Annotated in this window: 14 protein-coding genes; 4 read left to right on the top strand and 10 right to left on the bottom strand. The window is 67.7% G+C overall.

Features of this window, described 5'->3' with window-relative positions:
* Positions 1 to 6: 6 nt before the first annotated feature.
* The 5 genes from LE197_RS07750 to muxA all read right to left on the bottom strand — a co-directional run bounded on the left by LE197_RS07750 (position 7) and on the right by muxA (position 9385).
* Positions 7 to 261: a hypothetical protein gene (locus tag LE197_RS07750; protein ID WP_003111752.1), complete on the bottom strand. Its 255-nt coding sequence runs from the start codon at positions 259 to 261 to the stop codon at positions 7 to 9.
* A 112-nt stretch (positions 262 to 373) separates the two neighbouring features.
* Positions 374 to 1873, bottom strand: a complete 1500-nt coding sequence (gene opmB / locus LE197_RS07745; RefSeq protein ID WP_031692877.1) for a multidrug efflux RND transporter outer membrane subunit OpmB — start codon at positions 1871 to 1873, stop codon at positions 374 to 376.
* Complete coding sequence (muxC, locus tag LE197_RS07740; RefSeq protein WP_031692876.1) at positions 1870 to 4980, bottom strand: multidrug efflux RND transporter permease subunit MuxC; 3111 nt, start codon at positions 4978 to 4980, stop codon at positions 1870 to 1872. The genes opmB and muxC overlap by 4 nt, the downstream gene beginning before the upstream one ends.
* A complete protein-coding gene (gene muxB / locus LE197_RS07735; RefSeq protein WP_003089920.1) occupies positions 4977 to 8108 on the bottom strand; it encodes a multidrug efflux RND transporter permease subunit MuxB in 3132 nt (1043 codons plus the stop codon). The genes muxC and muxB overlap by 4 nt, the downstream gene beginning before the upstream one ends.
* Entirely contained in the window at positions 8105 to 9385 is a 1281-nt protein-coding gene (muxA, locus tag LE197_RS07730; RefSeq protein ID WP_031692875.1) for a multidrug efflux RND transporter periplasmic adaptor subunit MuxA, read from the bottom strand. Before muxA ends, muxB begins: the two co-directional genes overlap by 4 nt.
* Positions 9386 to 9641: 256 nt before the next feature.
* Between muxA and LE197_RS07725 the strand changes: the two genes are divergently transcribed.
* The 3 genes from LE197_RS07725 (at position 9642) to LE197_RS07715 (ending at position 13721) form a co-directional block, all read left to right on the top strand.
* Positions 9642 to 11075, top strand: coding sequence for a TldD/PmbA family protein (locus LE197_RS07725; RefSeq protein WP_003113321.1), 1434 nt, complete (start codon positions 9642 to 9644; stop codon positions 11073 to 11075).
* Complete coding sequence (locus LE197_RS07720; protein ID WP_031692874.1) at positions 11075 to 12400, top strand: TldD/PmbA family protein; 1326 nt, start codon at positions 11075 to 11077, stop codon at positions 12398 to 12400. The genes LE197_RS07725 and LE197_RS07720 overlap by 1 nt, the downstream gene beginning before the upstream one ends.
* Positions 12401 to 12596: 196 nt before the next feature.
* Positions 12597 to 13721: a pyridoxal phosphate-dependent aminotransferase gene (locus LE197_RS07715; RefSeq protein ID WP_031692873.1), complete on the top strand. Its 1125-nt coding sequence runs from the start codon at positions 12597 to 12599 to the stop codon at positions 13719 to 13721.
* Positions 13722 to 13870: 149 nt separating this feature from the next.
* Here the strand turns inward: LE197_RS07715 and tpx are convergent, their stop codons facing one another.
* The 3 genes from tpx to LE197_RS07700 form a co-directional block, all read right to left on the bottom strand.
* On the bottom strand, positions 13871 to 14368 hold the full coding sequence (gene tpx, locus LE197_RS07710; RefSeq protein WP_021264872.1) for a thiol peroxidase: 498 nt from the start codon (positions 14366 to 14368) through the stop codon (positions 13871 to 13873).
* Positions 14369 to 14502: 134 nt separating this feature from the next.
* On the bottom strand, positions 14503 to 15852 hold the full coding sequence (locus LE197_RS07705) for an alanine/glycine:cation symporter family protein (protein ID WP_003089954.1): 1350 nt from the start codon (positions 15850 to 15852) through the stop codon (positions 14503 to 14505).
* Between the two features lie 154 nt (positions 15853 to 16006).
* On the bottom strand, positions 16007 to 16918 hold the full coding sequence (locus LE197_RS07700) for a LysR family transcriptional regulator (protein WP_003120066.1): 912 nt from the start codon (positions 16916 to 16918) through the stop codon (positions 16007 to 16009).
* Positions 16919 to 17036: 118 nt separating this feature from the next.
* Here LE197_RS07700 and LE197_RS07695 point away from each other — a divergent pair, with 118 nt between their 5' ends.
* The gene (locus LE197_RS07695; RefSeq protein WP_031639285.1) at positions 17037 to 18032 is read left to right on the top strand and encodes an aldo/keto reductase; all 996 of its coding nucleotides are present in this window, start codon (positions 17037 to 17039) and stop codon (positions 18030 to 18032) included.
* A 188-nt stretch (positions 18033 to 18220) separates the two neighbouring features.
* Here the strand turns inward: LE197_RS07695 and LE197_RS07690 are convergent, their stop codons facing one another.
* Together LE197_RS07690 and LE197_RS07685 are read right to left on the bottom strand one after the other, a co-directional pair.
* On the bottom strand, positions 18221 to 19156 hold the full coding sequence (locus tag LE197_RS07690; RefSeq protein ID WP_003089962.1) for a phosphatidate cytidylyltransferase: 936 nt from the start codon (positions 19154 to 19156) through the stop codon (positions 18221 to 18223).
* 1 nt (position 19157) lies between these two features.
* Positions 19158 to 19787, bottom strand: coding sequence for a lysophospholipid acyltransferase family protein (locus tag LE197_RS07685; protein WP_031692872.1), 630 nt, complete (start codon positions 19785 to 19787; stop codon positions 19158 to 19160).
* Between the last annotated feature and the right edge of the window lie 7 nt (positions 19788 to 19794).

The raw sequence follows: 19794 nt of genomic DNA, 5'->3' as shown, positions 1-19794 counted from the left end.
CCGGTTTCAGCAACCGGCGCGGCGCCGCCACAGGCGGTACTCGCCGCAGAAACCGGCGAGGAACAGCGCCAGGCCGAGCGCCAGCAGGGTCCAGGGCGTCCGCAGCGGGGCGCGCTGGAGCGGCGGATCGCCGTGCAGCAGGACGAAGCATTGCAGCAGCGCCCAGAACATCGCGGCGACGCCGCCAAGCATGGCCAGGCGGCACAACCAGCCGAGCCAGTAGCCTCGGCGCGAGGGCTTTTCCGGAAACTTCCCCGACACGTATTCACCTCCACATCCGCCGCCGCACTCTAGCCGAGACGCGGACGGCGGTGTGTCATGCAAGCGCAATAGCGGGGAAAGGCATTCGTCAGGAACAGGCAGCGAGAAGAACTCAGGGCGAAGGCGGCAGGCCCTCCTCGACCCGGCCGAGCCGCTCGTCGGTCCGCTCGATGTCGGCGCTGTCCCAGCCGCCGCCCATTGCCGCGATCAACTGGACGCTGGCGGTCAGGCGGCTGCCGAGCAGGGTCAGCACGGTGCGTTCGTTGCTCAGCGCGGTGGCCTGGTTGGTGACCACGTCGGTGTAGTCGACGGTGCCGGCCTTGTACTGGTTCTCGGCCAGGCGCAGTGCCTCGCGGGCCGACTCCAGGGCTTCGCGCTGCACCCCGCTCTCCTCGTCGAGGACGCTCAATTGCACCAGGTAGTCCTCCACCTCGCGGAAACCGTCGAGCACGGTCTGCCGGTAGGTCGCCACGGTCTGGTCGTAGGTCGCCTCGGCCTGGTCCACCTGGGAGCCGATCAGGCCGCCGTCGAACAGGGTCATGGCGAACTGCGGGCCGATCGACCAGAAGCGGTTCGGCGTGCTGATCCAGTTGCTCAGGCTGCCGCTGCGGTAGCCGCCGGCGGCGCTCAGGGTGAGGTCGGGGAAATAGGCGGCCTTGGCCACGCCGATCTGGGCATTGGCGGAAATCACCTTGCGTTCCGCCGAGGCGATGTCCGGCCGTCGTTCGAGCAATTGCGACGGCACCACTGCCGGCAGGTCCGGCAGCTTCGGCACGCTCGCCACCGGCGGCAGGTTGAATTGCGCCGGCGGCAGGCCGACCAGCACGGCGATGGCGTGCTCCAGCTGGGCGCGCTGGTACTTCAGGTCGATGGCCTGGGCCTGGGTGCTTTTCAGCTGGGTGCGGGCCTGGGCCACGTCGGCCCTGGTGACGATGCCGGCGCGGTATTTGTTCTCGGCCACCTTCAGCGAACGCTCGTAGGCCGTCACCGTGTCGTTGAGCAGGCGGATCTGTTCGTCCATCACCCGCAGTTGCAGGTAGTTCTGCGCCAGTTGCGACTGCTGGCTGAGGCGCACCGCGGCGAGGTCGGCGGCGCTGGCATGCAGGCTCGCCTGGTTGGCCTCCAGTTGCCGGCGCAGCTTGCCCCAGAGGTCGACCTCCCAGCTGACGCCGAGGCTGGTCGAGTAACTGTTGCTGATCGCACCGGAGCCACCGCCGCTGCTCACAGTGGAGCCGTCGGGAAGGCGCACGGTGCTGTCGCCGCCGCCCTGGCCGCTGCGGGTCTTGCCCGCGTTGCCGGTGATCGACGGGAAGAACGCGGCTCGCGCGCCGCGCACCAGCGCCTCGGCCTGGCGGAACTGCGCCACCGACTGGGCCAGGGTCTGGTTGGAACGTTCCAGGTGCATCTGCAGGTCGTTCAGGGTCTGGTCGCCGTACAGCTCCCACCAGGCGCCGCGCTGGAACACGTCGCGCGGCTCGGCGCGGCGCCAGCCTTCGGCTTCCTTGAATTCGGCGGGCACCGCCAGGTCCGGTCGCTGGTAGTCGGGGCCGATGGCGCAGCCGCCGAGGGCGGCGACCAGGGCCAGGGCGAGCAACGAGGGGGTGTGTTTCATAGGGGTGTCTCCAGCGCACCGTCCGTGCGTACGCCGCGTTTCTGGTTGACCCAGTGGCGCAGGCGGTCGAGATAGAGGTAGACCACCGGGGTGGTGTACAGGGTCAGCAACTGGCTGCCGATCAGCCCGCCGACGATGGTGATGCCCAGCGGCCGGCGCAGCGCGGCGTCGCCGCCGATGCCGAAGATCAGCGGCAAGGCGCCGAGCAAGGCGGCCAGGGTGGTCATCATGATCGGCCGGAAGCGCATCATGCAGGCCTCGAGGATCGCCTCGCGCGGGCTCAGGCTGTGGTTGCGCTCGGCCTCCAGGGCGAAGTCGATCATCATGATCGCGTTCTTCTTGACGATGCCGATCAGCAGGATGATGCCGATCAGCGCGATCAGGCTCAGCTCGCTGCGGCAGAGGATCAGCGCGAGCAGCGCGCCGACCCCGGCCGAAGGCAGGGTCGAGAGGATGGTCAGCGGGTGCACGTAGCTCTCGTAGAGGATGCCGAGGACGATGTACACCGCCAGCAGCGCCAGGAGGATCAGCCAGGGCATCTGGTTCTGCGTGTCCTGCACCGCGCCGGCGTTGCCCTCGAAGCTGGTCTGCACGTCCACCGGGATGTGCAGCGGCTCCAGGGCCTGCATGATGGCCTCGCGGGTCGGGCCGATCTGCGCGCCCGGCGCCAGGTTGAAGGACAGCGTAGTGGCGGCGAACTGGCCCTGGTGGTTGACCTCCAGCGGTGCCCGGCTCGGTTCGTAGTGGCTGAACGCGGACAGCGGCACGCGCTGGCCGTCGTTGCCGATCACCTGGACCTGGCGGAGGATCTCCGGGCTCTGCTGGTACTGCTGGTCGACCTCCATCACCACCCGGTACTGGTTCAGCGGGTTGAAGATGGTCGACACCTGGCGCTGGCCGAAGGAGTCGTTGAGCACCGCGTCGACCATTTCCACGTTGATCCCCAGGGTCGCCGCACGGTCGCGGTCGATCACCAGGCGGGTCTGCACGCCCTTGTCCTGGGAGTCGCTGTTGACGTCCACCAGTTGCGGCAGCTTGCGCATCGCCGCCTCGACCTTCGGCGCCCATTCGCGGAGCAGGGTCAGGTCGTCGCTGCGCAGGGTGAATTCGTACTGCGCGTTGCTGTCGCGGCCGCCCAGGCGCACGTCCTGGCCGGCGTTGAGATAGAGCGCCGCGCCGGGCACCTTGGCGATCCGCTCGCGCAGCCGGGTGAGGACCTTCTCCACCGGGTCGCGTTCGCCGATCGGCTTGAGGGTGACGAAGAACGAACCGGTGTTGCTCGACTGCCAGCGGCCGCCGCCGATGAAGCCGACCACGTTTTCCACCGCCGGATCGGAAGAGAGGATCTTGCGGTACTCGCCCATCTTCGCGCTCAGGGACTGGAACGAGATGCTCTGGTCGGCCACCGCGTAGCCGCGCAGGCGCCCGGAGTCCTGCTGCGGGAGGAAGCCCTTGGGCACCACCACGAACAACCAGAGGTTCATGGCGATGCAGGCCAGCATGATCACCACCATCAGCCGCGAGTGCTCCAGCGCCCAGCCCAGGCTGGCGCGGTAGCGCAGCATGAAGGCGGCGAAGAAGCGATCGCTGCGCCGCGCCAGGGAAGCGCCTTCGGGCCGTTTCAGCGGACGCAGCAGACGCGCGCAGAGCATCGGCGTGAGGGTCAGGGATACCACCAGGGACACCAGGATCGCCGCCGAGAGAGTCACCGCGAACTCGCGGAACAGCCGTCCGGTGAGGCCGCCCATGAGCAGCAGCGGGATGAACACCGCGACCAGCGAGAGCGTCATCGACAGCACGGTGAAACCGACCTGGCGGGCGCCGGTGATCGCCGCCTGGATCGGCGGATCGCCCTCCTCGATGCGTCGGGCGATGTTCTCCACCACCACGATGGCGTCGTCCACCACGAAGCCGGTGGCGATGATCAGCGCCATCAGCGACAGGTTGTTCAGGCTGAAGTCGCACAGGTACATGACCGCGAAGGTGCCGATCAGCGAGACCGGCACCGCCAGGCTGGGGATCAGCGTGGCGCGGCCGTTGCGCAGGAACAGGAAGACCACCAGGATCACCAGCGCCACCGAGATCAGCAGGGTCAGCTCGGCCTCTTCCAGCGACGCGCGGATCGACGGGCTGCGATCATCCATCACGTTCAGCTTGACCTGCGGCCCGAGCAGTTCCTGCAACACCGGCAGTTGCGCGTGGATGGCGTCGGTGGCCTCGATGATGTTGGCGCCGGGCTGGCGGGTGACGATCAGCAGCACCGCCGGCAGGTCGTCGGAGAAGCCGGCGTTGCGCACGTCCTCCACCGAGTCGCTGACCTTGGCCACGTCGCCGAGGCGCACCGCGGCGCCGTTGTCGGCGTTGTAGTGGATGACCAGCGGCTCGTACTCGCGGGCCTTGCGCAACTGGTCGTTGGCGTCCACCTGCCAGTGCTTGTCGTCCTTCTCGACGGCGCCCTTGGGGCCGTTGCTGTTGGCCGCGGCGATGGCCGTGCGCACGCTGTCCAGGGACAGCCCGTACTGGCTCATGGCATCCGGGTTGAGGTCGACCCGCACCGCCGGCAGCGAGCTGCCGCCGATGCTCACCTGCCCTACCCCCTGCACCTGCGACAGCTTCGGCGCCAGCACGGTCGAGGCGAGGTCGTACATCTCGCCGCGACTCTGGGTCTCCGAGGTCAGGGTGAGAACCATGATCGGCATGTCCGAGGGGTTGGCCTTGCGGTAGCTGGGATTGTTCGGCATGCCGCTGGGCAGCAGGCTCATCGCGCCGTTGATCGCCGCCTGCACCTCGCGGGCGGCGCCGTCGATGTCCTTCTCCAGGTCAAACACGAGCACCACGGTGGTCGAGCCCAGCGAACTGCTGGAGGTCATCTCGCTGATCCCGGCGATCCGTCCCAGCGAGCGCTCCAGCGGCGTGGCCACCGACGAGGCCATGGTTTCCGGGCTGGCGCCCGGCAGGCTGGCGCTGACCACGATGGCCGGAAAATCGACGTTGGGCAGCGGCGCCACCGGCAGCAGGCCGAACGACAGGGTGCCGGCCAGCAGCAACGCCAGGGTCAGCAGCGTGGTGGCGACCGGGCGGCGGATGAAGGGCGTGGACAGGCTCATCGCCCGGCATCCCCGTCGAACCCGGCCTCGGTGTTCAGGTCCAGCCCGCGCTGCTTGCGCCAGGCCGCCCAGCGACGGGCCAGGCGGTCGAAGTAGAGATAGATCACCGGGGTGGTGAACAGGGTCAGGACCTGGCTCAGCAGCAGGCCACCGACCATGGTGATGCCCAGCGGCTGGCGCAGCTCGGCGCCGGCGCCGCCGGCGAGCATCAGCGGCAGCGCGCCGAGCAGCGCGGCCATGGTGGTCATCAGGATCGGCCGGAAGCGCAGCAGGCAGGCCTGGTAGATCGCCTCATGGGGCGGCTTGCCTTCGTTGCGCTCGGCGTCGAGGGCGAAGTCGATCATCATGATCGCGTTCTTCTTGACGATGCCGATCAGCAAGATGATGCCGATGATCGCCACGATGCCGATCTCCTGCCCCGCCAGCATCAGCGCCAGCAGCGCGCCGACCCCGGCCGAGGGCAGGGTCGAGAGGATGGTCACCGGATGGATGAAGCTCTCGTAGAGGATGCCCAGGACGATGTACATGGTCACCACCGAGGCGAGGATCAGCAGCAGCGTGTTCGACAGCGAGGCCTCGAAGGCCAGCGCCGCGCCGCGGAAGCTGCCCTGCATGCTCAGCGGCAGTTCCAGGCTGGCCTCGACGCCACGGATCGCCTCGACCGCCTCGCCCAGGGAGTAACCCTTGGCCAGGTTGAACGACAGGGTCGCCGAGGGGAACTGGGCGATATGGTTGATCGCCAGCAGGGTATGCCGCTCCTCCACCTTCGCCAGGCTCGACAGGCGCACCTGGGTGCCGTCGCTGGACGGCACGTAGAGCTGCTCCAGGGCCTGCGGGCCGAGCTGGAACTGCGGCGCCACCTCCAGCACCACGCGGTACTGGGTGGCCTGGGTGAAGATGGTCGAGATCAGCCGCTGGCCGAAGGCGTTGTAGAGCACGCTGTCGATGTCGGAGAGCTTCACGCCGAGACGCGAGGCGGTGTCGCGGTCGATGTTCAGGTAGGCCTGCAAGCCCTTGTCCTGCCAGTCGCTGGCGACGTCGGCGAGCTGCGGCAACTCCTGCAGCCGCGCCACCAGCTTCGGCACCCACTCGGCGAGCACGTCCGGGTCGGCGTCCTGCAAGGTGAACTGGTACTGGGTGCGGGCGACCCGGTCCTCGATGGTCAGGTCCTGCACCGGCTGCATGTACAGCTTGATCCCGGGCAGGTGGTCGAGTTCGGGCTGCAGGCGCTGGATCACTTCGCTGGCGGTGACGTCGCGCTCGCTGTGCGGCTTGAGGTTGATCAGCAGGCGGCCGGTGTTGAGGGTCGGGTTGCTGCCGTCGACGCCGATGTAGGAGGACAGGCTGGCCACCGCCGGGTCCTTCAGCACCACCTCGGCGAGGGCGCGCTGGCGCTCGGACATGGCCTGGAAGGAGATCGACTGCGGCGCTTCGGCGACGCCCTGGATCACCCCGGTGTCCTGCACCGGGAAGAAGCCCTTGGGCATGGCCAGGTAGAGCAGCGCGGTCAGCGCCAGGGTGGCGATGGCTACCAGCAGGGTCAGCGGCTGGTGCCGCAGGACCACCCGCAGGGCCTTGGCGTATTGTGCGATCAGGCCATCGATGACCCGCCCCGCGGCGCGCGCGAAGCGGCCCTGCTGGTCCTCGTCGATGTGGCGCAGCAGCTTGGCGCTGAGCATCGGCGTAAGGGTCAGGGAGACGAAGCCGGAAATCAGGATCGCCACCGCCAGGGTGATGGCGAACTCGCGGAACAGCCGCCCGGCGACGTCGCCCATGAACAGCAGCGGGATCAGCACGGCGATCAGCGAGAAGGTCAGCGAGATGATGGTGAAGCCGATCTGCTTCGAGCCCTTGAGCGCCGCTTCCAGCGGCGAGTCGCCCTGCTCCAGGTAGCGGGCGATGTTCTCCACCATGACGATGGCGTCGTCGACCACGAAGCCGGTGGCGATGGTCAGCGCCATCAGGGTCAGGTTGTTGATCGAGAAGCCGGACAGGTACATCACGCCGAAGGTGCCGATCAGCGACAGCGGCACGGCGAAGCTGGGAATCAGGGTGGCGTAGACGTTGCGCAGGAACAGGAAGGTGACCATCACCACCAGCGCCACCGCCAGCGCCAGCTCGAACTGCACGTCCTTGACCGAGGCGCGGATGGTGGTGGTGCGGTCGGTCAGCACCTGCACGTCGAGATTGCCCGGCAGGGTCGATTGCAGCTGCGGCAGCAGCGCCTTGATCCGGTCGACCACCTCGATCACGTTGGCCCCCGGCTGGCGCTGGATGTTCAGCACCACCGCCGGCAGGTTGTTGGCCCAGGCGGCCAGGCGCACGTTCTCGGCGTCGTCCTCGACGCTGGCGACGTCGCGGATGCGCAGCGGCGAGCCGTTCTTGTAGGCGATGATCAGGTCGCGGTAGGCGTCGGCCGAGCGCAACTGGTCGTTGGCGTCCAGGGTCGAGGCGCGGGTCGGGCCGTCGAAGCTGCCCTTGGGGCCGTTGAGGTTGTTGCTGGTCACCGTGCTGCGCAGGTCCTCCAGGCTCAGCCCGGCCGCCGCCAGCGCCGTCGGGTTGGCGCGCACCCGCACCGCCGGGCGCTGGCCGCCGCTGATGCTGACCAGGCCGACCCCGGAGATCTGCGAGATCTTCTGTGCCAGGCGGGTATCCACCAGGTCCTGGATCTGCGGCAGCGGCATGCCATCGGACATCACCGCCAGGGTCAGGATCGGCGCGTCCGCCGGGTTCACCTTGCTGAACACCGGCTGGTTCGGCAGGTCGTTGGGCAGCAGGCTCTGCGCGGCGTTGATCGCCGCCTGGACCTCCTGCTCGGCGACATCGAGGTTGCTCTGCAGGCTGAACTGCAGGGTGATCACCGAGGCGCCGCCGGAACTGCTGGAGGACATCTCGTTGAGTCCGGGAATCTGCCCGAGCTGGTTCTCCAGCGGCGCGGTGATCGACGAGGTCATGATCTCCGGGCTGGCACCGGGGTACAGGGTGACCACCTGGATGGTCGGGTAGTCCACTTCCGGCAACGCCGAGATCGGCAGGAAGCGGTAGGCGATCAGGCCCGAGAGCAGGATCGCCACCATCAGCAGGGTGGTCGCGACCGGCCGCAGGATGAACGGGCGGGACGGGTTCATTCAGCGCTCCCGCTACCCACCGAGTCGCCCTGGAGGCCGCTGGGGCGGCCAGTCTGCGGTTTCTGCGGCTCGCCCTCGAGGACCTGCGGGGAGGCCTCGGCGACACGCACTTCCATACCGTCGCGCAGTCGGTCGGTGCCTTCCACCACCACCTGCTCGCCGGCCTTCAGGCCGCTTTCCACCACCACCCGCTCGTTCTCGCTGGTGCCGATGGCGACGCTGCGCTGGCTGACCTTGTTGTCGGTGCCGACCACGTACACATAGATGCCGTTGGTGCCGCGCTGCACGGCGTTGGCCGGAATGGTCAGCACGCCCTTCAGGGTCTGCGCCAACAGGCGCACGTTGACGAACTGGTTTGGGAACAGCTTGCCATCGGCGTTCTCGAAGCGCGCCTTGAGCTTGACCGTGCCGGTGGTGGTGTCGATCTGGTTGTCCAGGGTGGTCAGGGTGCCTTCGGCGAGAACCTTGTCCTGGTTGCGGTCCAGCGCGGTGACCGCCAGCTTGCCGGGGCCGTTCATCTGCTCGACGACGGTGCCGATCTGCTGCTGCGGCAGGCTGAACACCACCGAGATCGGCTTGACCTGGGTGATCACCACCAGCGGCGTGGTATCGCCGCTGGTGACCAGGTTGCCGATGTCCACCTGGCGCAGGCCGAGGCGCCCGGAAATCGGTGCGCGGACCTCGGTGAAGGTCAGGTTGAGGCGGGCGTCGTCGACCTGGCCCTGGTTGGTACGGATGGTGCCCTGCAACTGGCGGACCTGGGCTTCCTGGGTATCCAGGGTCTGCTTGGCGATCGAATCCTCGGCGTACAGCCCCTTGTAGCGCTGCAGGTCGATCTCGGCGTTCTTCAGTTGCGCCTGGTTCTGCATCAGCGTGCCCTCGGCCTGGGCCAGCGCCGCCTTGTAGGTACGCGGGTCGACCACCGCCAGCAGGTCGCCGGCCTTGACCTCCTGCCCCTCCTGGAACAGCACCTTGACCAGCTCGCCGTTGACCCGCGGCTTGACGTTCACCGTGTTGAAGGCGGTGACGGTGCCAAGCGCGTTGAAATGCAGCGCCAGGTCGCCCTGCTCCACCCTGGCCACGCCGACGGTGAGCGCGTTGGCCTTGGGCAGCGCGGCGCCCGGCTTGCCGCCGCGACCGGGTCGCCCGTCGGAGGACGGCGCCGAGGCGGGCGCCGCCAGCCACATCACCAGGCCGATCACGGCGGCGAAGGCCAGGGCGGTGATCAGCCACGGGCGCAGGGTACGGAACTTGGATTTACCGGTCGTTGGAGTCATGGTTCTTCTTCAGGCTTAGAACGGAGGCGCTTTTTCCAGGCTGCACGATAAGCATTGCGGGGGCCCAGGCAAAGCCTCTTTACCCGCTATTTACCCTTGCTTTACCGATAGTTAGGCATTCCGCCCGCATGCTTCGGCGAGCCACCCGCAGCCTGGCACCAGGCTATGACAACAAACGGCTTGCTCCGTTACGGGCGAAGGCTTGAAATAGAGCGTCCTGCACTCGCCCACTCCGCAATCGGCCAGGGACGCACAGATGATCGACCCGTTGAAACACCGCTTCGCGGCGCTCCGCAGTCGCGCCGAATTCCACTCCTTGCGCTACGTCCAGCGTAGCGGCGAGTACCTCTCGGTGCGCCGCAACGTCAGCGAACCGCCGCACTTCAGCCAGGACCGCGGCGCCATGCTCTGCGTACGGCTGAACGGCGTGGAAGCCTACGCCGCCACCAACGATCTCTCCGCGGCCGGCCTGCAGGCCGCCCTGGAGCAGGCCGAACGGCAAGCCGAGCGGATCGCCCGGCACGCCCTGTTCGACGTCCGCGGATTGCCGCCGGCAAGCGGCCGCTCGCAGTATCGCTCGCCGAACCAGGACGCCCCTTTCCCCTCCCTCGCCGAGTGCTACGAACTGCTCGCCGAGGAGTCCGCCAAGGTGCCGCGCGACGAACGCCTGGTGAACTGGAGCGTATTCCTCGAAGTCAGCCGCCAGGAACAGCTCTACCTGAACAGCGCCGGTGCCGAGCAATACCACGAGCAGCGCTTCGTCTATCCCGGCGCCAGCGTCACCGCCTACGACGGCCATGACAGCCAGACCCGCAGTTTCGGCGGCCACCATGCCGGCCAGCAGGGCGGCGCCGAAGTGATCGAGCGCCTCGGCCTGGTCGGCGCCGCGCCGCGCATCGCCGACCAGGCGCTGCAACTGCTGGCGGCGCCGAACACCCCGAGCGGCCGCTGCGACCTGCTGCTGATGCCGGACCAGATGATCCTGCAGATCCACGAGTCGATCGGCCACCCGCTGGAGCTGGATCGCATCCTCGGCGACGAGCGCAACTACGCCGGGACCAGCTTCATCAAGACCGAGGACTTCGGTCGCTACCAGTACGGCTCCAGCCTGCTCAACGTCAGCTTCGACCCGGAAATCCCCGAGGAGCTGGCCAGCTACCGCCAGGACGACGACGGCAGCCCCGCGCGCAAGGAATACCTGATCCGCGAAGGCCGCCTGCTGCGCCCGCTCGGCGGCGCCCTGTCGCAACACCGCAGCGGCCTGGAGGGCGTCGCCAACAGCCGCGCCAGCAGTTGGAACCGCGCGCCCATCGACCGCATGGCCAATCTCAACCTGGAGCCCGGCGACAAGAGCTTCGCGCAGCTGGTGGCCGGTATCGAGCGCGGGGTGCTGATGTCCTACAACCGCTCCTGGTCGATCGACGACGCACGCAACAAGTTCCAGTTCGGCTGCGAATGGGGCCAGTTGATCGAGGACGGCGAACTCAAGGGCGTGGTGAAGAACCCCAACTACCGGGGCATCTCCGCGCAGTTCTGGCGCAACCTCAGCGCGGTGGGCGACGCCGGCACCTTCGAGGTGCTCGGCACGCCCTACTGCGGCAAGGGCGAGCCGAACCAGGTGATCCGTGTCGGCCACGCCTCGCCGGCCTGCGTATTCAGCGATGTGGACGTATTCGGGGGAGATACCTGATGCACCAGAGACAGCATTTCGAAGCCCTCGCCGAGGACCTGCGCCGGCATCTGGCCGAGGGCGAGGACTTCACCCTCTGGTACAGCGCCGAGGACTCCGAGTTCATCCGCTTCAACCGGGCGCGGGTGCGCCAGGCCGGTCGGGTGCGCCAGGCCAGCGCGCTGCTCCGGCTGATCCGCGACGAACGCCAGGCGAGCCTCGACCTGACGCTCTCCGGCGCGCCGGAAGAAGACCGCCAGCGTCTGGCCGAAGGCCTTCGGCAACTGCGCCAGAGCCTGGCCTGGATTCCCGCCGATCCCTATCTGCTGCTCGACACCTCGGCCTGGCAGCGAGAGAACCAGGACCTCGGCGCAGCGCCCGACAGCGGCGCGCTGCTGGCCAGCCTCGAACGCCAGGCGCGCGACCTCGACCTGGTCGGCATCTATGCCGCCGGACCGCTGTTCCGTGGCTTCGCCAACTCCTGGGGCGCCTTCGGCTGGCATGCCGGCAGCAGCTTCAACTTCGACTGGAGCCTGTTCCACGGCAACGGCCAGGCGGTGAAGGCCGACTACGCCGGCCAGCGCTGGGACGACGAAGCCTTCGCCCGGCGCTTCGAACAGGCCCGGGAGCAGCTCGGCCACCTGGGCAAGCCGCTGCGCCAGTTGCGCCCCGGCGACTACCGCGCCTACCTGGCGCCGGCGGCGCTCGAAGAAGTCATGCAGATGCTCTGCTGGGGCGGTTTCTCCGCGCGCGCCCTGGCTACCGGCGAAAGCCCCCTGCAACGCCTGCAGAACGGCGACGCCCTGCTCAGCCCGCAGCTGAACCTCGCCGAGCGCCCTGCCACCTCGCCCTCCCCGGCATTCAGCGCGGAAGGCTCGCCGCGCGCCGAGGTCGAACTGGTCGGCAACGGCCGCCTGAGCGGACGCCTGGTGAGTTCGCGCAGCGCCCGCGAATATGGCCTGGTAGCCAATGGCGCCGGGGCCAACGAGGCGCCCACGGCGCTGGACATGGCCGGCGGCAGCCTGGAGCAGGCGCGCATCCTCGAGGCCCTGGATACCGGCCTGTACATCGGCAACCTGTGGTACCTGAACTACTCGGACATGCCCGCCGCACGCCTGACCGGAATGACCCGCTTCGCCACCTTCTGGGTGGAGAACGGCCAGATCCGGGCGCCGGTCAGCACCATGCGCTTCGACGACAGCCTGTACAGCTTCCTCGGCGCCCACCTGGAAGACCTCAGCCACGAGCGCGAACTGCGCCTGTCCAGCAATACCTACGGCGAACGCCAGACCGACTCGATGCACCTGCCGGGCGCGCTGACCGGGCGCTTCACCCTCACGCTCTGAGCCCGCGCGGCGCTCCCCGGCGGTTCGCCGCCCGGGAGCGCCGCGTGCGCAATCCGAAGAACGACCGCCGATATTCCGGCGCCATTATCACGCCACCATAAACGGACCGGCTCCCTCCTCGTTCTCCACTCTGGTGACACACGCCCGAGAGGAACCCACCGCACGCATATCCCATTCGGTACACGGAGGTGAAGCTATGCCCGCTTTGAGTCGTCGTTCGTTCGTGACCCTGACCGCCCTGGCCTCCAGCAGCATCCTGCTGAGCCCGCGAGCCTTCGCCGGGAGCGGCGCGACAAGCGCCGCCGGGAAGCCGCAAGAGACCTTCCTGGATTTCAACGAAAGCCCCTACGGCCCCTCCGCCAAGGCCAGGGCCGCCATGCAGCAGGCGGCCGCGCTCTGCGGCCGCTACGACTACGACGCGCAGGACGCCCTGGTCGGCCTGTTCGCCAAACAGAACGGCATCCCCGCCGAATGCGTGCACGCCTACTGCGGCTCGCGACAGCCGCTGCAATACGCCGTCGCGGCGTTCACCGGCAAGGAGCGCAGCCTGGTCATGGCCGATCCCTCCTACGACTCCGTGCTCGGCGCCGCCCAGGCCCAGGGGGCGAAGGTCGCTGCCGTGCCGCTGGACGCCGAGGCGGCCCACGACATCGAGCGCATGCTCGCCGCCGCGCAACGGGACGCCGGGCTGATCTATATCTGCAATCCGAACAACCCGACCGGCACCCTCACCCCGCACGAGCGGATCGTCAGGGCGATCGAACGCAAGCCCGAGCGCAGCGTGGTGCTGGTCGACGAGGCGTATATCCATTTTTCCGACGCACCCAGCGTCGTCGGCCTGGCCGTCCAGCGCCAGGATGTGCTGGTCCTGCGTACTTTCTCGAAACTCTACGGGATGGCCGGCGCCCGGCTCGGCCTGGCCATCGGGCATCCGCAGTTGCTGGCGCGGCTGGAGCGCTTCGGCGGCTACAACGTGGTGCCCTCGCCGACCGCCCACGCCGGGCTGGAAAGCCTGCGTGACGACGATCTGGTGCCACGGCGCAAGCAGCAAAACGCAGAGGTCCGCGAGCGCACCATCGCCTGGCTGCGCCAGCAGGGCTTCCGCTGCACCGCCTCGCAGTCCAACTGTTTCATGGTGGATATGCGCCGTCCCGCCGAGCTGGTCATCGCCGAACTGGAGAAACAGCGGGTGCACGTCGGCCGCCCGTGGGCCTCCTGGCCCAACTGGGTCCGTGTGACGGTAGGCAGCGAGGAAGAGATGCAGGCGTTCCAGAGCGCCTTCGCCAGCGTCAGCCGGCGCCACCAGGTCGCCATGCGCTAGCGCTGCGTCTCTGCGACGCAGGGCGGATGACCGCGCTGCGATTATCCGCCCTGCTCATGGCCCGAGGCGAGCAGCCAAGGGAATCGGGTTCGCCCGTTACCAGCCAGCCTGGCCGACGGTCATGGGACGAAGCGGGTTGGCCGTGGGGCTCAGAGAACCGCCAGGGCCGCCGCGTAGTTCGGCTCGTCGGCGATTTCGCCGACCAGTTCGCTGTGCAGCACCTTGTTCTGCTCGTCGAGCACCACCACGGCGCGCGCGGCCAGGCCGGCCAGCGGGCCGCTGGCGATGGCCACGCCATAGTTCTCGAGGAACTCGCGACCGCGCAGGGTCGACAGGTTGACTACGTTCTCCAGGCCTTCGGCGCCGCAGAAGCGCTTCTGCGCGAACGGCAGGTCGGCGGAAATGCACAGCACCACGGTATTGGCCAGCTTGCCGGCCTCGACGTTGAACTTGCGCACCGAGGTGGCGCAGGTCGGGGTGTCGACGCTGGGGAAGATGTTCAGCACCTTGCGCTTGCCGGCGAAGTTTTCCAGGGTCACGTCGGCGAGGTCGCCGCCGACCAGGCTGAAGGCCGGAGCCTGGGCGCCTTTCTGCGGGAGCTGGCCATCGACGTTGACCGGGTTGCCCTTGAGAGTCACTTGAGCCATTGCGTTGATCCTTCTAGTCAGTGAGAAGCCGCCGGCCCTGTGGCCGGCGGCGGAAGCATTCGGGGCCGGCGACGATGCTAGCACGCTTTACCCGAGCGAAAACCTCGGGTTTGAGCGTCGCCGTCCCCCGAGGCTCAACTCCTGGCCTTGGCGAAATACTCCCGGGTCAGGCGGAACACCACCGGACTCAGCAGCAGCAAGGCGATCAGGTTGGGAATCGCCATCAGCGCGTTGAGGGTATCCGCCACCAGCCAGGCGAAGTCCAGCTGGGTCATGGCGCCGAACGGAATCGCCAGGGTCCAGACGATCCGGAACGGCAGGATCGCCCGGGTGCCCACCAGGTACTCCCAGCAGCGCTCGCCGTAGTAGCTCCAGCCGAGGATGGTGGTATAGGCGAACACCACCAGGGCCAGCGACAGGATGTAGTGGCCGACGCCCGGCATCGCCGCCTCGAACGCCGCCGAGGACAGCGCCGCGCCGCTGGCGCCGCTGGTCCAGACGCCCGAGGTGATGATCGCCAGGCCGGTCAGGCTGCAGATGATCAGGGTATCGATGAAGGTGCCGAGCATACCGATCAGGCCCGAACGCACCGCGCTATGGGTCGTGCCGGCGGCCTGGGCGATGCCGGCGGTGCCGAGGCCAGCCTCGTTGGAGAAGATCCCGCGTGCGACGCCGAAACGGATCGCCGCCATCACCGCTGCGCCGGCGAAGCCGCCGGTGGCGGCGATCGGCGTGAAGGCGTGGGTGAAGATCAGTTGGAACGCGCCGGGAATCGCCTCGGCATGGACCACCAGGACGATCACCGAGGCGACGATGTAGCCGACGCACATGAACGGCACCAGGGCTTCGGCGACCTTGCCGATACGGCGGATGCCGCCAAGGATCACCAGCCCGGTGACGAGCATGGTGGCGACCCCGGTGACCCAGTCGGGCACGCCGAAGGAAACCTCCAGGGCATCGGCCATGCTGTTGACCTGGACCATGTTGCCGATACCGAAGCCGGCGAGCCCGCCGAACAGCGCGAAGGCCGCGCCGAGCCAGGCCCAGCGCTTGCCCAGACCGTTCTTGATGGCATACATCGGGCCGCCGACGTGTTCGTTGCGCTCATCCTTCTCGCGGTAGTGCACCGCCAGCACCACTTCGGAGAACTTGGTGGCCATTCCCACCAGCGCGGTGCACCACATCCAGAACAGCGCGCCCGGGCCGCCGAGGAAGATCGCCGTGGCCACCCCGGCGATGTTGCCGGTACCGACGGTGGCCGCCAGGCAGGTCATCAGCGCCTGGAACGGGCTGATCTCGCCGCTGCTCTCGTCATCCTTGCTACGCCCCTGCCAGAGCAGGCGAAAGCCGACTCCCAGGCGCACCAGGGGCATGAACTTCAACCCCAGCATCAGGTACAGGCCGGTGCCGAGAATCAGCACCAGCATCAACGGCCCCCAGACCACGCCGTTCAGGTCGACCACCCACTTCTGCAAGCTTTCCATCAGCGATCCTTATTCTTGTTCGAATGAATGCGGCCTGGCGGCAGTGGGCATCCGGAACTCGGACGAACATCCCTGCTCGACAGGCCAAGGCTGCCGATCCTAACGAGGTTATCCCGGCGAAATCGAGAAAAATCTTCACCAGGAAGCCTGCGTCTCATTGCGTCTCGCCGGCCGCCTGGCGACCGAACAGTTCCACCAGCCAGTCGACGAACACCCTCACCCGCGGCGACAACTGGCGCTGCGAGGGATACACGGCATGCAGCGGCAGCGATGGCGGCAACCATTCGCCGAGCACTTGTCGGAGGCTGCCGTCGGCCAGGCCGGCGGCGACGTGATAGTGCGGCGCCTGGATCAGCCCGAGCCCGGCCCGGCAGGCGGCGACGTAGGCATCGGCGTTGTTGACGCTGACCCGGCTGCGCATCGGCAACGTGCGCAGGCGCCCGTCGACGCTGAACTCGAAGTCGAAGGTACGCCCACTGGAAGGCGACTGGTAGTTCACCGCGAGGTGCCCGCCGAGTTCGGCGAGCTGCCGCGGATGGCCATGACGCTCCAGGTAGGCGGCGCTGGCGCAGGTCACCTGCGGCAGGTCGGCCAGGTGCCGGCCGACCAGGCTGGAATCGTGCAGCTCGCCGACCCGCAGCACGCAGTCCGCCCCCTCGCGCAGCAGGTCGACCAGGCGATCGTTGCTGCTCAACTGCAGCTCCAGTTCCGGGTAGCGCTCGCAGAACTCCGGCAGGAACGGGATCACCCGCATCCGCCCCAGTGCGCCCGGCAGGTCGACCCGCAAGCGCCCGCGCGGGTTGTTCAGGACGCGTGGAAAGCAGCTTTCCGCCTCCTCCAGGTCCGCCAGCAGGCGCACGCAACGCTCGTAGTAGGCCTGCCCGTCGAGGGTCAGGCTGACCTGGCGGGTGGTGCGCTGCAGCAACTGCACGCCAAGGTGCGCCTCCAGTTGCTGGATCGCCTGGGTCACGCTGGCGCGCGGCAGCTCCAGGCTGTCCGCGGCCTTGCCGAAGGCGCCCAGCTCGACAATGCGGGTGAAGGCCTGCATGGCCTGGAAACGATCCATCGGACGTCCTCGATTATTTGGAAAATACGAATGGTAAAACCGTAATTATGGGCTTTATCCAGGCCAATGCGGAGCGAAGAATGACGGCGTTTTCCTTCCCTCCCGCGAGGCTCGTCCCATGAAAACCCGTCAACTCGGCCACAACGGCCCTTCCGTCTCCGCCATCGGCCTCGGCTGCATGGGCATGACCGACTTCTACACCACCGGCGGCGACCGCCAGGAGGCCATCGCCACCCTGCATCGCGCCGTGGAACTCGGGCTGAACTTCTTCGATACCGCCGACATGTACGGCCCGCACAGCAACGAGGAACTGCTCGGCGAGGCCCTGCGCGGCAAACGCGAGCAGGTGTTCCTGGCCAGCAAGTTCGGCATCGTCCGCGACCCTGCCAATCCCCAGGCGCGAGGCGTCGACGGCAGCCCGGCGTATATCCGCCGCGCCATCGAAGGCAGCCTGAAGCGCCTCGGTACCGACCGCCTGGACCTTTACTATCAGCACCGCATGGACCCGCAGGTGCCCATCGAGGACAGCGTCGGCGCCCTCGCCGACCTGGTGAAGGCCGGCAAGATCCGCCACATCGGCCTCAGCGAAGCCTCGGCGGAAACCCTCGAGCGTGCCCACCGGGTGCACCCGATCAGCGCGTTGCAGAGCGAGTACTCGCTGTGGACCCGCGATCCGGAGGACACCGGGGTGCTCGCCGCCTGCCGTCGCCTGGGCATCGCCTTCGTCCCCTACAGCCCGCTGGGCCGAGGTTTCCTTACCGGCACCCTGAAGCGCCCGGAAGACTTCGCCGCCGACGATTACCGTCGTTTCAGCCCGCGCTTCCAGGGCGAGAACTTCGCGAAGAACCTGAAGCTGGTGGACAAGGTCGGCGAACTGGCCGCAGCCAAGGGCGTGAAACCCTCGCAACTGGCGCTGGCCTGGGTGCTGGCGCAGGGCAATGACCTGATCCCGATTCCCGGCACCAAGCAGCGGCGCTACCTGGAGGAAAACGTCGCCGCGACGGAACTGCGCCTGAGCGCGGCGGAACTGGCCGAGCTGGATGCGATCTTCCCCGCCGAGGCGGTCGCCGGCAGTCGCTATAGCGAGGAAGGCATGCGCCTGGTCAATCTCTGAGACAGTGAAGCTGCGGTCACGTCCCCATATGCCGGAGCCTGGTTGTAGGGCGAATCACCGCTTGCGGTTATCCGCCGCTTATCCGGGGTATCGGCGGATACCGCCTGTGGCGGTATTCGCCCTACGGGTCTCTATCGCTCGCAATTTCCTGGCTGCCTACACGGCGGGGAAACGGCGACGGGCGAACCTCAGGGCGTCCACCAGTAGCGCACCACGTGGAAGAAGATCGGCGCGGCGAAGCACACCGAGTCCAGGCGGTCGAGCATGCCACCGTGGCCTTCGATCATGTGCCCCCAGTCCTTGACCCCACGGTCGCGCTTGATCGCCGACATCACCAGGCCGCCGAAGAAGCCCAGCAGGTTGATCAGCAGCGCGATCAGCGCCGCCTGCCAGAGGTTGAACGGGGTGATCCACCACAGCGAGGCGCCGATGGCGGTGGCCAGAGCAATGCCGCCGACGAAGCCTTCGACGGTCTTCGACGGTGACAGGTTGGGAGCGATCTTGCGCTTGCCGAACAGCTTGCCGCAGATGTACTGCATCACGTCGGAGAGCTGCACGACGATCACCAGGTAGGCGATCAGCAGCAGGTTGCGCCCCTCGAAGCCGGGAATGTCGAGGGTCAGCAGCGCCGGCACGAAGGAGATACAGAACACCGCCAGCATCAGGCCCCACTGCACTTTCGAGGCGCGCTCGAGGAAGTGCTTGGTGTCGCCGCCCAGCGAGGCGAGGATCGGCAACAGCAGGAACACGTACACCGGGATGAAGATCGAGAACATGCTGTACCAGTCGATGTAGATCAGCAGGTACTGCATCGGCAGCACGAAGTAGAACGCCGCCACCAGCGCCGGGTAGTCGCTGCGCCGGGTCGGGGTGAGGGTGATGAACTCGCGCAGGGCGTAGAACGACACGCCATAGAACAGCAGGATCACCGCCGCCTGGCCGAGCCAGAAGGCGAAACCGATCACCAGGACCATCGCCCACCAGGCGTTGATCCGCGCGTTCAGGTTGTCGATCACCGCGTTCGGGCCGGGACCGGCGCGCCACTTGAGGACGAAGCCGACCAGCGAGGCGAGCAGCAGCAGCGCGCCGATCCCGCCGAAGAGCATCCAGGTCTGTTCGTTCATCTCAGGCCTCCTCTTCCGGCGCCAGGTCCAGCAGGGCCATGCGCGCTCGTTCGAGGAACGCCTCCTTGCCTTCTTCCGCCGTGGCGACCAGCGGCTTGCCGAAGCTCAGGGTGCAGAGCAGCGGCAACGGCAGCATGCGGCCCTTGGGCATGACCCGGTTGAGGTTGGCCAGCCAGACCGGCACCAGCTCGACGTCCGGGTGGGCCAGGGACAGGTGGTAGATACCGCTCTTGAATGGCAACAGCTTGACCTCGTCGTCCAGGTTGCGGGTGCCCTCGGGGAAGATGATCAGCGAATCGCCGCCGTCCAGGGCGCGGTCGAGGGGTTCGAGCGGATTGGCATTGGCCTCGCTGCGCTGGCGGTCGACCAGCACGCCGTTGAACACCTTCTTGATCACGTAGCTGCGTAGGCCGGCCTTGTTCCAGTAGTCGGCGCCCGCCACCGGCCGGGTACGCCGCCGCACCTCCGGCGGCAACGAGGCCCAGAGCAGGACGAAGTCACCATGGCTGCTGTGGTTGGCGTAATAGATGCGTTGCTTGGGGATCGGCGTGGTGCCCAGCCAGAGGCTGCGCAAGCCGGTGATGGCGCGGGCGCCGGCGATGATGCCATAGGCGACGACTGATTCGAGCATGGGAAGA

Origin of the sequence: Pseudomonas sp. PS1(2021), assembly GCF_020405165.1 — a bacterium.
Classification (GTDB): Bacteria; Pseudomonadota; Gammaproteobacteria; order Pseudomonadales; family Pseudomonadaceae; genus Pseudomonas; species Pseudomonas aeruginosa.
The sequence above is the reverse complement of the archived record's forward strand: the minus strand, read 5'-3'. Positions and strand labels throughout refer to the sequence as shown.